The sequence below is a fragment of the Roseateles depolymerans genome, assembly GCF_003387155.1.
GTDB lineage: Bacteria > Pseudomonadota > Gammaproteobacteria > Burkholderiales > Burkholderiaceae_C > Roseateles > Roseateles depolymerans.
In genome coordinates this window covers 165,886-179,950 of record NZ_QUMT01000005.1, presented here as the reverse complement: position 1 = coordinate 179,950, position 14,065 = coordinate 165,886, and the positions used below count along the sequence as shown (strand labels likewise).

15 protein-coding genes and 1 tRNA gene are annotated in these 14,065 nt (G+C 65.1%); 12 read left to right on the top strand and 4 right to left on the bottom strand.

What is annotated here, in order from left to right:
• Together tatB and tatC are read left to right on the top strand one after the other, a co-directional pair.
• Positions 1-483 (top strand): Sec-independent protein translocase protein TatB, encoded by a 483-nt coding sequence (gene tatB, locus DES44_RS21365; protein ID WP_058934175.1) that lies wholly within the window; start codon positions 1-3, stop codon positions 481-483.
• Positions 480-1,289: a twin-arginine translocase subunit TatC gene (gene tatC, locus DES44_RS21360; protein ID WP_058934176.1), complete on the top strand. Its 810-nt coding sequence runs from the start codon at positions 480-482 to the stop codon at positions 1,287-1,289. Before tatB ends, tatC begins: the two co-directional genes overlap by 4 nt.
• A 61-nt stretch (positions 1,290-1,350) precedes the next feature.
• On the opposite strand, the gene DES44_RS21355 is transcribed toward tatC, so the two are convergent.
• Positions 1,351-2,523, bottom strand: coding sequence for a S1C family serine protease (locus DES44_RS21355; protein ID WP_198164917.1), 1,173 nt, complete (start codon positions 2,521-2,523; stop codon positions 1,351-1,353).
• Between DES44_RS21355 and DES44_RS21350 the strand changes: the two genes are divergently transcribed.
• Entirely contained in the window at positions 2,522-3,274 is a 753-nt protein-coding gene (locus DES44_RS21350; RefSeq protein ID WP_058934178.1) for a Nif3-like dinuclear metal center hexameric protein, read from the top strand. The two genes, DES44_RS21355 and DES44_RS21350, sit on opposite strands and share 2 nt — an antisense overlap.
• Positions 3,271-4,299, top strand: coding sequence for a 4-hydroxythreonine-4-phosphate dehydrogenase PdxA (pdxA, locus tag DES44_RS21345; protein WP_058934179.1), 1,029 nt, complete (start codon positions 3,271-3,273; stop codon positions 4,297-4,299). The genes DES44_RS21350 and pdxA overlap by 4 nt, the downstream gene beginning before the upstream one ends.
• On the opposite strand, the gene DES44_RS21340 is transcribed toward pdxA, so the two are convergent.
• The gene (locus tag DES44_RS21340) at positions 4,296-6,809 is read right to left on the bottom strand and encodes a DUF1631 family protein (RefSeq protein WP_058934180.1); all 2,514 of its coding nucleotides are present in this window, start codon (positions 6,807-6,809) and stop codon (positions 4,296-4,298) included. The two genes, pdxA and DES44_RS21340, sit on opposite strands and share 4 nt — an antisense overlap.
• A gap of 120 nt (positions 6,810-6,929) precedes the next feature.
• Entirely contained in the window at positions 6,930-7,379 is a 450-nt protein-coding gene (gene mscL / locus DES44_RS21335) for a large conductance mechanosensitive channel protein MscL (RefSeq protein WP_058934181.1), read from the bottom strand.
• 192 nt (positions 7,380-7,571) lie between these two features.
• Here mscL and petA point away from each other — a divergent pair, with 192 nt between their 5' ends.
• From petA to DES44_RS21295, 8 genes are all read left to right on the top strand, one after another.
• On the top strand, positions 7,572-8,168 hold the full coding sequence (petA, locus tag DES44_RS21330; protein ID WP_058934182.1) for a ubiquinol-cytochrome c reductase iron-sulfur subunit: 597 nt from the start codon (positions 7,572-7,574) through the stop codon (positions 8,166-8,168).
• Between the two features lie 21 nt (positions 8,169-8,189).
• Positions 8,190-9,590, top strand: coding sequence for a cytochrome b (locus DES44_RS21325; RefSeq protein ID WP_058934183.1), 1,401 nt, complete (start codon positions 8,190-8,192; stop codon positions 9,588-9,590).
• Between the two features lie 20 nt (positions 9,591-9,610).
• A complete protein-coding gene (locus tag DES44_RS21320; protein ID WP_058934184.1) occupies positions 9,611-10,393 on the top strand; it encodes a cytochrome c1 in 783 nt (260 codons plus the stop codon).
• Positions 10,394-10,516: 123 nt separating this feature from the next.
• Positions 10,517-11,134: a glutathione S-transferase N-terminal domain-containing protein gene (locus tag DES44_RS21315; protein ID WP_058934185.1), complete on the top strand. Its 618-nt coding sequence runs from the start codon at positions 10,517-10,519 to the stop codon at positions 11,132-11,134.
• A gap of 13 nt (positions 11,135-11,147) precedes the next feature.
• Positions 11,148-11,720 (top strand): ClpXP protease specificity-enhancing factor, encoded by a 573-nt coding sequence (locus DES44_RS21310; protein WP_058934186.1) that lies wholly within the window; start codon positions 11,148-11,150, stop codon positions 11,718-11,720.
• 95 nt (positions 11,721-11,815) lie between these two features.
• A tRNA-Thr gene (locus tag DES44_RS21305) sits at positions 11,816-11,891 on the top strand.
• Between the two features lie 31 nt (positions 11,892-11,922).
• On the top strand, positions 11,923-12,339 hold the full coding sequence (locus tag DES44_RS21300; protein WP_058934187.1) for a hypothetical protein: 417 nt from the start codon (positions 11,923-11,925) through the stop codon (positions 12,337-12,339).
• The gene (locus DES44_RS21295; RefSeq protein ID WP_058934188.1) at positions 12,336-12,944 is read left to right on the top strand and encodes a hypothetical protein; all 609 of its coding nucleotides are present in this window, start codon (positions 12,336-12,338) and stop codon (positions 12,942-12,944) included. The genes DES44_RS21300 and DES44_RS21295 overlap by 4 nt, the downstream gene beginning before the upstream one ends.
• A 95-nt stretch (positions 12,945-13,039) precedes the next feature.
• Here the strand turns inward: DES44_RS21295 and DES44_RS21290 are convergent, their stop codons facing one another.
• A complete protein-coding gene (locus tag DES44_RS21290) occupies positions 13,040-14,038 on the bottom strand; it encodes a Bug family tripartite tricarboxylate transporter substrate binding protein (protein ID WP_058937246.1) in 999 nt (332 codons plus the stop codon).
• Between the last annotated feature and the right edge of the window lie 27 nt (positions 14,039-14,065).

Here is a 14,065-nt window from a genome sequence, read left to right as displayed (position 1 = left end):
ATGATCGATTTCGGCTTTGACAAGCTGATGCTGATCGGCGGTGTGGCGCTGGTCGTGCTCGGCCCGGAGCGTCTGCCCCGGGTCGCGCGCACCGTGGGCCACCTGCTGGGCAAGGCACAGCGCTATGTGTCCGACGTGAAGGCCGAGGTCAACCGCTCGATCGAACTGGAAGAGCTTCAGAAGATGAAGACCCAGTTCCAGACGGCGGTGAACGACGTGGAGAACACCGTTCGGCAGGAAGTGGACTCGGCCCATCAGGCCATTCACTCCACCTGGTCCGACCTGTCCGTCGAGGGCGGCTCCAGTGAAGCCGCCATGGCCGCTTCCGCGCCCCCGCCAGCCTACAGCCACCCCGGCAAGAACTGGCGCCTCAAACGCGGCGCCACGCCGCTCTGGTACAAGCAGCGGCAAGGGGTGCGCAGGCATACCCAATCCGGCGCCGCCCGCGTGGCGCGCTTCCGTCCTCCACGCCGAGCTTCATGAGCAGCCCCCAAGACGACGCTTCCAAAGACGAACTGGCCGGTACCGAGCAGCCCTTTGTCTCCCACCTCATGGAGCTGCGCGACCGGTTGATCCGCGCGTTGCTGGCCGTGGGCGTGGCCTTCGGCGTGCTGTGCCTCTATCCCGGCCCGGGGGGACTGTTCGACCTGCTGGCCGTGCCGCTGGTGTCGCATCTGCCGCAGGGCAGCTCGATGATCGCCACCAACGTGCTCTCGCCCTTCCTGGTGCCGCTCAAGATCACGCTGCTGGCCGCTTTCCTGGTGGCACTGCCGGTGGTGCTCTACCAGGTTTGGGCCTTTGTGGCGCCGGGTCTGTATTCGCATGAAAAGCGGCTGGTGCTGCCGCTGGTCGTCTCCAGCACCCTGCTGTTTTTTGCGGGGGTGGCGTTCTGCTACTTCGTGGTGTTTGCGAAGGTGTTCACCTTCATCCAGAGCTTCGCCCCGAAAAGCATCACCGCTGCGCCGGACATCGAGGCCTATCTGGGCTTCGTGATGAACATGTTCATCGCCTTCGGCGCCGCCTTCGAGGTGCCGGTGGTGGTGGTGGTGCTGGCCCGCATGGGCCTGGTGACGGTGGAGCAGCTCAAGCAGTTCCGCGGCTACTTCATCGTGATCGCCTTCGTCATCGCCGCGGTGATCACGCCGCCGGACATCGTCTCCCAACTGGCGCTGGCCATCCCGATGTGCATCTTGTATGAGGTGGGCATCTGGGCCTCGACCGCCTTTGCCCGCTACAGCCGCGCGCCGGATGCCGATCCGGCCGAGAACGGGCAGGGACCCGCGGCCTGATCAGGCCTGGGCTGGCGGCGTGGCCGACCGTCGCTACCCGCGACGCAGCCGCCGCCAGCACTCAATCTTCCGGCGCGCCCTCGTCGTTCTGCGGCTTGCGAAGGCCCACCTGCAACTGCAGATTGAGGCTCTGCCGGCCGCGCTGAACCTGCACCGTCACCTGGCTATCCGGCTTGAGCGCGGCCACCACGTTGATCAGCTCCCGCGGCGTGCGCACCGGCCGGCCGCCGACTTCGGTGACCACGTCACCCGCTTCCACCCCCGCCTTGGCGGCGGGGCTGGCCTTGAAGACCTCCTTGACCAGCACCCCCTGCTGGACCGAGAGCTTCATCATCTCCACCACTTCCGGGTTCACCTCGCCGGTGATGACACCGATCCAGCCGCGGCTGACCTTGCCGTCCTTGATCAGCGCTTCCAGCACCTGGTAGGCCGAGTCCACCGGAATGGCGAAGCCGATGCCCAGGCTGCCGCCGCCGGTGCGGGAATAGATGGCGGTGTTGATGCCCACCAGCCGCCCCTGCGCATCCACCAGCGCGCCGCCGGAATTGCCGGGGTTGATGGCGGCATCGGTCTGGATGAAGTTCTCGAAGGTGCTCAGGCCCAGCTGCGAGCGGCCCAGCGCACTGACGATGCCCGAGGTCACCGTCTGGCCGACATTGAACGGATTGCCGATGGCCAGCACCACGTCGCCCACCTGCAGCTCTTCCGCCCGGCCGGGATGGATGACCGGCAGCGGCGCGGCCAGCTCGATGCGCAGCACGGCCAGGTCGGTTTCCGGATCGGTCCCGACCAGCTTGGCTGCGGCTTCCCGCCCGTCCGGCAGTTGCACCCGGATCTCGGTGGCGCCGGACACCACATGGTTGTTGGTCAGCACATAGCCTTCCGGCGACACGATCACGCCCGAGCCCAGCCCGGTCTGCTGACGCTGCGGAATGCGACGGCCGAAGTGGAAGCGCAGCCACGGGTCCGCATCGATCTCTCGCTGGGTGAGCGCCGGCTTGTTGGCCAGCACCGCCACCACGGCCGGAGAGGCGGCCTGCGCCGCGGCCGCATAGCTGAACTGCACGGCCGCACGCGGCGGCGCGCCGACGGCCGCAGGCAAGGTGGCCAGCACCGAAGGCCCCTGGTGAAGCCATTCCGGCTTCAGCGAGGCGACCACGAAATACCCTGCCAGCGCCACGGTGGTGGCCTGGGCGAAAATCAGCCAGGTTTGACGCAATTGAGACCCTGTCATGGCACATCGCACGGAGCTGGAGCGGCTGCTCACCGCCACATTGGAGCCCTCGCGCTTCAAGGATTATGGGCCGAACGGTCTGCAGGTCGAGGGCAGGGCGCAGATCGGTCACCTGGTTTGTGGGGTCACGGCCAGCCTGGCCCTGATCGACGCGGCCATTGAAGCCCGCGCGGATGCGGTGCTGGTCCACCACGGCCTGTTCTGGCGCGGCCAGGACGGACGGGTGGTGGGCTGGATGAAGCAGCGTCTGTCGCGCCTGCTGGCGCATGACATCAACCTGTTTGCCTACCACCTGCCGCTGGATGCGCATCCGGAACTCGGCAACAACGCGCAACTGGCGTTGCATCTGGGCTGGTCGGCCGACGGTCGTTTCGGGGAGCAGGACCTGGGCGCCATCGGTGATCTGCCCGCCGCGCTGGGGGACCTGCCGTCGCTGACCCATCATCTGGAGCAGCGCCTGGGCCGGGCCACGGTGCAGGCGATGGGGGACGGGCGTCCGCTGCGTCGTGTCGCCTGGTGCACGGGCGGTGCGCAGGGCTACTTCGAAGCGGCGATCGCGGCGGGGGCCGATGTCTTCATTACGGGGGAGATCTCCGAGCCGCAGGCCCACTATGCGGCCGAGACCGGTGTCGCCTTCATCGCAGCCGGCCATCACGCCACCGAGCGTTACGGGGTGCAGGCCCTGGGCCGCCAGGTCGCGCAGACCCTGGGCCTGGGCTATCAGTTCATCGACATCCCGAATCCCGCATGAGCCGGCCGCTGTTGATCACGATGGGCGACGCCTGCGGCATCGGGCCGGAGGTGGCGGTGGGCGCCTGGGCGGCCGACCGGGGCGCGGACCTGCGGCTGGTGGGCGATGTGGGGGTGTTCCGACGCGCCGTGCAGGTGCTGGGGCTCACCCTGCCGGTGGTGCAACTGGAGACCTCGACGGAGGCGGCCCCGCCGGACTGTCTGCCGGTGTGGCAGCCGCCGGGGTTGCTGGACGGCGCCGCCGGGACTTTGCTGGATCAACCCGTCGGCCACATCAGCGGCGTGGCGGGCCTGGCCGCGGCGCGCTGCATCGAGGCGGCGGTGGCCGAGCAGCAGGCAGGACGGTCCTGCGCGCTGGTCACGGCGCCCATCCACAAGGAAGCGCTGCATGCGGCGGGGGTGACCTATCCGGGCCACACCGAAATGCTGCAGGCCCTGTGCGCCGATGCTAAGGGCCAGATGTCGCCGGTGCGCATGATGCTGGCCAACGATCAACTGCGGGTGGTGCTGGTGACCATCCATGTGGCGCTGCGCAAGGCGGTGGACCTGATCACCGCCGGGCAGGTGCTGCAGACGCTGCGCATCACCGATGCGGCGCTCCGGCGTGCCGGCATCGAAGCGCCGCGCATTGCCGTGGCGGGCCTGAATCCGCATGCGGGGGAGGGCGGGCTGTTCGGGGACGAAGAGATTCAGCACATTGCGCCGGCCATCGAGCAGGCGCGGTCACTGGGCATCGACGCCACCGGGCCTTATGCCCCGGACACCATCTTCATGCGGGCCCGGCATGCGCCGCCGGGGCACCCGGGCGAGTTTGATGCGGTGGTCGCCATGACTCATGACCAGGGGCTGATTCCGGTCAAGTATCTGGGCGTGGAGGACGGCGTCAATGTGACGCTGGGGCTGCCGCTGGTGCGCACCAGCCCGGACCACGGGACCGCGTTCGACATCGCTGGCACCGGCCGCGCGGACCCGTCCAGCATGCGGGCGGCGATCCGGATGGCGCGGCAGTTGAGCGCAAGCGCCTAGACGTTCGGCTTGGCGGTCGGCGCCTGCGCCTTCACGCTGGCGCTCAGTGCCGCCAGCTGCTTGCGGGCGCGTGCCGTGGCACGTTCCAGCAGATAAGCGCTTTCAAAGGCCCGCAGACGTCCGCCCTCGCACATCTTGCGCAGCATGCGCGAGGTCATCGTCAGCGTGCCCTGATGCCGGTCGCCATGGGTGAAGATGAAGAAGCTGCGTCCGCCGCTGATATGGGCCAGCCGCACCTTGATCCACTTGTTGTCCCGGTTCATCTGGTAGGCAAAGCCCAGCTGCAGATGCTCCAGCAGCAGCACCCCGCCGGTCGGCTCCGGCGCTTCTTCCGCCGCCGGCAGGCCGTCGATGCTGATGTCCACCGCCATCAGCGGACGCTGGTCCTCGCCGCTCAGGTCGATGTCGACCTGGCCGTCCCAGTCCACATGCTGGTCGTCCACCAGGCCCAGCCGATTGGCTTCCTCGTCGGTCAGGCGCTCGCTGAGGTCCAGGTCCAGCGGCGTGTGGGCCGGCAGGTCCTGCTCCTTCGGTGGCGCAATGCCGAAGACGGTCTCCAGCTGCTTGGCCAGCAGGTTGTATTCCAGCGGGCTCAGGGCCTGGCCCTTGAGGGAGTCCGCATGCGCCGGCAGCAGCTCGGCAAAGAATTTCTTGCGCTCGGCCTCCGGCCAGCGGACCAGGTCCAGGCCGTCGTTGAGCGTGCGCATCAGCACCGGCAGCGAGGCCAGGAAGGCCTGGCGCTGCTGCGGCGAGGTCTTGGGCTGCACCGACAGCACCAGGTCCCGGCCCATGTTGCGCAGCCGCTCGACCAGCCCCGCATCCAGGTCCGGATGGCGGGAGGCATGCACCAGCACCTGGCTCCAGGTCTTGGTCAGGAACTCGCGCAGGAAGTCGCGCATGTCCACATTGGCCATGGCCTGCTGCAGCTGCTGCATGTAGCGCTGCTGCAGCCGCAGTTCGGTTTCCTTGCGCTCCACCAGGCCGGCGGCATCGCCCTGCGACTTCAGCGCCTGGGCCGTCTGCTCCGCAATGAACTGCTCCAGCTGGTTCAGCTTGGCGTCATACAGGTCCATGCGGTCGAAGTCGCCGCTGACGATGTCCTGGATGAGTTCACGCACCAGGGCCAGGAAGCTCTTGCCCGGGTCTTCATTGAAGTTCTCGTAGGCCATCGCCAGCGAGGCGATGCGGTTGACCAGCCGGCGCACCGGGTGGCGCCTGGACGAGAAGAAGCTTCGATCCCCCAGCGCGGCGCGCAGCACCGGCAACTGCAGCCGCGCAATCTGCTGCGACATCTGCGGCGGCAGCTTGGGGTCGGACAGGATCTGGTCGAACAGCCCGGCCACCACATCGATGACCATGTGGTCGAGCGAGCCGGTGGCGGCCTGGCGCAGCTCCTCCCGGTGCATGTGGATGAGGTTGGGCGGCAGCACGATGGGCGTGCCGTCCATCATCGGAAGGCCGGCGCCGACGGTGTCGCCCTCCCAGTGCTGCCACTGGCTGGGGGTGCCCAGACCCGGGCCCAGCGGCATGCCGCCCGAGCCCATGCCGTTCATGCCCCCGGCGATGCTGCCGCCGAAGGAGGGCACCGGGGCCTGCGCAAGGCGGCGCAGCAGGTCCATCAATTGCGGGTCGACGGTGCCCACCACCGGATAGCCGGGATGGAAGGCGCCATGGCCGCTGTGAGGCACGCCAAGACCACCGGCGGGGCCCATGACAGGCGCCATTCCTGGCACGCCGCCATGCAGGCCGCCCGGGCGGGTGGGGAAGCCCTGGCCGCTGAGGCTGTTCAGTGCGCCGGGCTGCGTGGCGTAGCGGCTGTCGGTCCCCAGGGGGCCGTGGCCGCTGGGGCTGCCCATGCCGCCGCGCAGTGACTGGCCGCGCGAGTTGTCGCCGGCGCGCACCCGCATGTCCTGCGGACGCAGGCCGCGGCTGCGGAACAGGTTGGCGATGTCCGCATAACAGGCCTTCATTTCATGGGCCAGTGCGCGGGTCAGCTCATCGATCAGGATCTGGCGGGTATCGCTGTCATCGGTGGCGGCATAGACGCCGTCGATCAAGGCCTGGGCAATGTTCTGGGGACGCAGCGGATGCCGGTCTTCCTTGCCCGACATGCCGGGGATGCTGCCGATGTAGCCGTCCACCTCCCGCAATTCCCACTCGCTCTGGTGACCGATGGCCAGGCCGATGCGGTCCGCCGCGACCAGCGCATTGACCTGGTCGTCATCCATCAGCGAGAGCTCGTCCCACTGCGTGTTCTTGGGCTGGCCGGCGTTGGAAGGGGCGCTGGTGTCCTCCGCCTGTCGGCGCATGGACTGATCAAACCGCTGCGAAAACAGCGCCTGCTGCTTGCGGAAGATGAATTGCGCCGACAACAGGGCATCGCGCCGCTTGGCCTGTCCAGCGGACAGGGCGGCGAGGCCCAAACCTTCGGCGCCGCGCTCTGCGGCTTGTTCCACCGCGGAGCGCACGCGCTGCAAGGCCGCGTCGAGGTGGGGATTGAGACGGTTCATGAATGCATCTGGCACGCATTGTGGTGACCACACCACAGCATGCAGTATCGTCCATGCAAGCCCCCCGATCGGGCGGGGCACGCACGGGCGTTGCGCAAAAGCTGACGTTTCTAGAAGGCTTTACGCTTTGTCACGAATGAGGGCGTCACGAATTTCGCGAAGCAGCTTCACATCGTCCGGTTCCGGCGCTGGTGCGGCGGGGGCAGCGGCCTTTTCAGGGGCACGTTTGAGGCGGTTCACCTGCTTGATCATGAGAAAGATGATGAACGCCAGAATGATGAAGTTCAGCAGCACGGTCAAGAAGCTGCCATAGGCAAAGAGGGGAACACCGGCCTTGGTGAGTGCCTCGTAGGTCATGGGGCCGGTGTAGTTCGCCGGCGGGTTGCCCAGCATGATGAAGTAGTTGCTGAAGTCCAGCCCGCCGACCACCTTGCCCACGATGGGCATGATCAGGTCCTTGACCACTGAATCGACGATCTTGCCGAAGGCGCCGCCGATGATCACGCCCACCGCCAGATCCATGACGTTGCCCTTGACGGCGAATTCGCGAAATTCAGAGAGAAATCCCATGTCCTTGCTCCATTGACCTGTTGTGGACTGCGGTCTCTTGCCGCGAGCCAAGCATCCTAACGGGGTTCGCGTCACGATAAATGTCAACTTGGTGCGCTCATGCACATCGGTAGAGCGCCTTAGAGTCAAGGTGATTTTTCATGCCTAGAATCTTTGGTTGCCCCCTATCAGAAGTTCCCTTTAAGGACCCTCATGAGTGACCAACAAGTGGACAAAGGCAAACGTACCTGGATCATCGCCACCGGTTGTGCGGGGGCAGTGGGCGGTGTCGCGACAGCGGTCCCATTCGTCAGCACCTTCGCCCCGTCCGAACGCGCCAAAGCAGCAGGTGCTGCCGTAGAAGTCGATGTGGGGGGGCTGGCCCCCGGTGAGAAGCTCACTGTGGAATGGCGGGGTAAACCCGTGTGGATCGTGCGCCGCACGCCAGAGCAGCTCAAGGCCCTGCCCGGCAACGACCCCGAGCTGGCCGATCCCAAGTCGGACCGCAAAGCCTTCCCCATGCCCGAGTACGCCAAGAACGAATGGCGCTCGATCAAGCCTGAATACCTGGTCGTCGTGGGCATCTGTTCCCACCTGGGCTGCTCGCCCAGCGACAAGTTCCAGTCCGGCCCTCAGCCGTCGCTTCCGGACAACTGGCATGGGGGTTTCCTCTGCCCGTGTCACGGCTCGACCTTCGACATGGCGGGACGCGTCTTCAAGAACAAGCCGGCCCCCGACAACCTCGAGGTGCCGCCCCACATGTATCTGTCGGACACCAAGCTGTTGATCGGTGAAGACAAGAAGGCTTAACCCGGACCCGAGGCAGACGACATGGCTGAATTCAAGGAAGCTCCCGCCGGCGCCCCTGCAGGCGTCCGGTTCATGACGTGGGTGGACAACCGGTTCCCCGCGACCCAGCTCTTCAAGGAGCACATGTCGGAGTACTACGCTCCGAAAAACTTCAACTGGTGGTACATCTTCGGGTCATTGGCCCTGCTGGTGCTGGTCATCCAGATCACCACCGGCATCTTCCTGGTGATGCACTACAAACCGGATGCATCACTGGCCTTTGCATCGGTCGAATACATCATGCGGGACGTCCCCTGGGGATGGCTGGTCCGCTACATGCATTCCACCGGCGCCTCCGCCTTCTTCGTGGTGGTCTACCTGCACATGTTCCGCGGGCTGATCTACGGCTCCTACCGCAAGCCGCGTGAGCTGGTCTGGATCTTCGGCTGCGCCATCTTCCTGTGCCTGATGGCCGAGGCCTTCATGGGCTATCTGCTGCCCTGGGGCCAGATGTCGTACTGGGGCGCGCAGGTCATCGTGAACCTGTTCGCCGCCGTGCCCGTCATCGGTCCGGACCTGGCCCTGATGATCCGCGGTGACTATGTGGTCGGTGACGCCACCTTGAACCGCTTCTTCAGCTTCCACGTCATTGCGGTGCCGCTGGTGCTGATCGGCCTGGTGGTGGCCCACATCATTGCGCTGCATGAAGTCGGGTCCAACAACCCGGACGGTGTGGAGATCAAGGCCAAGAAGGACGCCCGCGGCATCCCGCTGGACGGCGTGCCCTTCCACCCGTACTACACGGTGCACGACATCTTCGCGGCAGGCCTGTTCCTGATCGTGTTCTCGTCCATCGTGTTCTTCGCGCCGGAGCTGGGCGGCTACTTCCTGGAGTACAACAACTTCATCCCGGCCGACCCGCTGAAGACACCGCCGCACATTGCGCCGGTTTGGTACTTCACGCCGTTCTATTCCATGCTGCGCGCCACCACCGATGTGATGGTGAAGGTGCTGTGCGTGGTGGTGGCCCTGAGCGTGTTCATGACCTTGATCAAGGGCCGCATGTCGCTGCTGGCCAAGGGCGTCATCGTCGGGGCCGGCGTGGTGGCCATCTGGCTGCTGCTGAAACTGGACGCCAAGTTTTGGGGCGTGCTGGTGATGGGCGGTGCCGTGGTCATCCTGTTCTTCCTGCCCTGGCTGGACCACAGCCCGGTCAAGTCGATCCGCTACCGTCCGCGCTGGCATCTCTGGATGTACATCCTCTTCGTGCTGGTGTTCCTGATGCTGGGCTACCTGGGCATCCAACTGCCCAACGACGCCTTCACGCTCATGTCGCAGGCCGGCACCCTGTTCTACTTCGGGTTCTTCCTGCTGATGCCGTGGTGGTCACGCATGGGTACCTTCAAGCCGGTGCCGGACCGCGTCACCTTCCATCCGCACTGATCGCCACGGAGTCGAGACGAATGAAAAAACTCATCGCTTTGCTGGTGGCGTCGCTGGCGCTGGGCACGGGCCTGCTCCCGTCCGCCCAGGCCAATGAAGCCGGACCGGCCTGGGACCAGTTCCCTGTTGCCAAGATGAACGACGTCGCCGCCCTGCAGCGCGGGGCGAAGATGTTCGTGAACTACTGCCTGAATTGCCACTCGGCCGCTTACATGCGGTACAACCGGCTCAAGGACCTGCAGCTGACCGACGAGCAGATCAAGAACAATCTGTTGTTCGCCGGGGACAAGGTGGGGGAGACGATGAAGGTGTCCCTCGATCCGAAGCAGGCCAAAGCCTGGTTCGGAGCGGCGCCGCCCGACCTGTCCGTCATCGCCCGTTCGAGGGCAGACGGCAGCAAGGGTTCGGGGGCCGACTACCTCTACACGTATCTGCGAAAATACTACCGGGACGAAACCAAGGCCACGGGATGGAATAATCTCGTGTTCCCCAGCGTTGCGATGCCGCATGTGCTGTGGGAGCTCCAGGGTGTCCGCACCGCCAAGTTCGAGGAACGGAAAGATCCGCATGACCCCAGCAAGGTCACGCATGTCTTCGCCGGTTTCGAGCAGGTGACCCCCGGGACGATGTCGCCGCAGCAATTTGACGATTCGGTCGCCGATCTGGTGGCCTATCTGCAATGGATGGGCGAACCGGCCCAGGGAACACGATTCCGTCTCGGCGTGATCGTGGTGCTGTTCCTGCTGGTGTTTACCGTATTCGCGTGGCGCTTGAACGCCTCCTTCTGGAAGGACGTCAAGTAAGTCGATGATCCAGCCCTGGCTGGATCCTCCCGCGCAGTGGGTGCCGAAAGGCTCCACTGCGTTTGCCTTTTGTTTGGTTAGAAAACGAGGAAGCCGAGAGGCTTCGATCAGGAGTCCACTGCCATGATGGTGCTTTATTCCGGAACGACTTGCCCTTATTCGCACCGTTGCCGTTTCGTGTTGTTCGAGAAGGGCATGGACTTCGAGATCCGGGACGTTGATCTCTTCGCCAAGCCCGAAGACATCGCGCTGATGAATCCGTACAACGAGGTGCCCATCCTGGTGGAACGCGACCTCATCCTGTACGAATCGCACATCATCAACGAGTACATCGACGAGCGTTTCCCGCACCCGCAGCTGATGCCCGGGGACCCGGTGGCCCGCGCCCGCGTGCGTCTGTTCCTGTTCAACTTCGAAAAGGAACTGTTCGCCAACGTCAACATCCTGGAAAACCGCGGCCAGCCGGTCAAGCCGACCGAAAAGCAGCTGGAAAAGGCCCGCGCACAGATCCGCGACCGCCTGACCCAGCTGGCGCCGATCTTCCTGAAGAACAAGTACATGCTGGGGGACGACTTCAGCATGCTGGACGTGGCGATCGCCCCGCTGCTGTGGCGCCTGGACTACTACGGCATCGACATGTCGAAGAACGCGCTGCCGCTGCTGAAGTACGCTGAACGCATCTTCTCGCGTCCGGCCTACATCGAGGCGCTGACGCCGTCCGAGAAGGTGATGCGCAAGTAATACACTGCCACGCATGGACGACAGCAAGGATGGCAGCGGCACCGCTGCCAGCTCGACGCGGCCTTATTTGATCCGCGCCCTGCACGAATGGTGTACTGACAACGGTTTCACGCCCTACATCGCGGTTCACGTAGACCGGACGGTGCAGGTGCCCCTGGAATACGTGAGCAACAATGAGATCGTGCTCAACGTCGGTTTTGAAGCGACCAGCAACCTGGACCTCGGCAACGAGCTGATCCAGTTCAAGGCGCGCTTCGGCGGCATGGCGCGCGAGATCATGGTGCCGGTGGATCATGTGGTGGCCATCTATGCTCGTGAAAACGGGCAGGGCATGGCCTTCCCGCCGCCTTCCGCGGAAGACGCGGCGGCCCAGCGTCCGTCGGCGGTGCCTGGTGCACCGGCGTCGGCGCCTGCGGCAGCCAGCGCGCCTCGCGGCCTGCGGCTGGCCACGGAAGCGGACGGGGAGACGGCGGGTGGCAAGCCCGAATCGCCGTCCGCGCCGACGGCCGTGCCGTCTGGTGACGGTGAGGACGATCCCAGCGGTGGTCCGTCAGGGGGCCGGCCAGCCCTCAAACGGGTGAAATAAGCCGGAACTTGTCCGGCGGGGGTCTGGACTGCGTCTAGAATGCAGCCCACGTCATCGGCGCCTCGCGCGGGTGACGCCCGTTTTGTTTTTCGTGTGCCGGCTTAGCTCAGTTGGTAGAGCAACCGCCTTGTAAGCGGTAGGTCATCAGTTCGAATCCGATAGCCGGCACCATCCAATCCCCCTCGTCCCCACGTTCCCACCGATGCAGCGCGACGTTTGGGGAGTGTTCCACGATGGCATCCTCGCCGTGATCGAGGGCTCCGTGCCCGGGAACCTGACGATTCATCTCCAGATCGACTACCTGCGACGGCAGTTCGATGAAGACGGCGACTTCTTCATCGTGGAGCTCGATGCCTGCACGAAGTTTCGATACTGCGAGTGGGACGCTGCACCCACTGAAGATCTTCAGGACATTCAACGCCGAGAGATCGAAGTTCTTTCCGTTGCCTCGGAAGATCCTCTGGTGCTGAACAGTTCCACGGGGACCTTGGAACTCGACTACCAGTCGATGCGTGTGCGACTGCCCTCGGGCCGTGCGCTGACCGGCGAGGACCTCAGGGCTGCGAGCCAGCGGTACTGGACGGCATGGGCCGCAAAAGCCGCGAGCAAGGCCCCATGACGAAGCGACGCATCGTTCTCACCCTCGGACTGTCCATTGCGGTGATCCTGGGTGCGGCCGCGTTATGGATGTTCGGTTACCCCAGCCATCCAGACCGCCTGTTGCTCGTCAAACGCGGCGTTGCCCTGGTGGACTTCTCTGACTACGCGCCGAATTGGGCACGGTCCACGCCAGCCCTGGCCTTGACCTTCGAAGGCGGTGCGCCGTTTGCGGCCATTCAACATGAGGGACGTCAGGCCCAATTCCGCTGCGACGTGGTCAATGCCGCGGGGCGTGCACAGACGGAAACGGAGTCGGGGTGGGTCTTTTTTGAAGGCCCTGCAGCGCTCCCGCCCAATGCTGCGCGCTCGAATCCCAACAACATGGCGGGACACGATGAGCGCTACCGCTACAAGGCGGTTCTTTATCCAGCCCTTAAGAAGCCGAGGCAGGTCAATGGCCCCGCGGATTTCGACCTGCTGACGCACGACTACGACCGAATCCAATGCCAGTTGGTGGGCGTTCGAATGATCGGCGCCTTCATGTATTCCAACGAATTGACGATCACCAAAGCAGAACTGCTGAAGTTGGTCGAATCGCAAGGACGCGGCGCCCTGAAGCCCTAGGCCCCGAGGCTCGCGCCCGGCCCGTGGCGCATGACGCTCATCGACGCCGGTGCGACCGTGAAGGCCCGACCGAGGTTCCCAGGCCGCCAGCGTGATCAGTTGTCCGGCTTCACCTTCGCCCGCTCCAAGACCGGTTTCCAGCGCTTTTGCTCCACCCCGATGAACTGAGCAAACTGCGCGGGCGTGCTGCCCACCGCCAGCGCGGCTTCCTTGCTCAGATGCTCAACGGCGGACGGTGTCTTGATCGCTTTGGCCGCAGCGGCCGCGAGGATGTCTCCGGAATGCGCGGGCAATGTCGATGGCGCCAGCAGCCCATACCACTGCGTCATTTCAAAGCCCGGGAAGCCCTGTTCCGCCACGGTGGGCACATCCGGCAATTGGGCCAGGCGCTCGGTGGTGCCCGTGGCGATGCAACGCAGCTTGCCGGTCTTGATGAATTGCATCACCGCAGGCGCCCCGACGGAAGCGGCCTCCAGCCGTCCCGCCAGCAGGTCGGTCAACTGCGGGCCGGTGCCGCGGTAGGGCACATGCGTCACAAAGATGCCGGCGGCCATCTTCAGGTATTCAAAGGCCAGATGCCCGGCGCTGCCATTGCCCGCGGACCCGTAGTTCATCTGCCCCGGCTTCTTTTTGGCCAGCGCCACGAATTCCGCCAGATTGCGAGCTGGCACATCCGGGTGCACGAGATACAGCGAAGGCACCTTGGCCAGCAGCGAAATCGGCCGGAAGTCCTTGATCGGGTCGTAAGGCAGCTTGGGGAAGATGAACGGGTTCACCGCCAGCGTGCCGATATGCCCCAGGATGACGGTGTGCTGGTCTTCCGCGCGCGCCGCTTCCTGCATGGCCACGTTGCCGGCGCCACCGGGCTTGTTGTCCACGTAGACGCTTTGTCCCAGCAGTTTCGACAGCTCTGCCGCCGTGGTGCGCGCCACGATCTCCGAGCTTCCCCCGGGCGCAAACGGAACGATGAATCGCACGGACTTGGTCGGCCAGGCCCCCGCCTGCGCGGACGCCAGGGAAGGCAAGCTGAGGGCGGCGCCAGCGGCTGACAGGCGCGCCAGCAGGGTGCGTCGGTCCATGGAATCAAAGGTCATGATGAGGCCTTGCATCAAGCGCCTGGG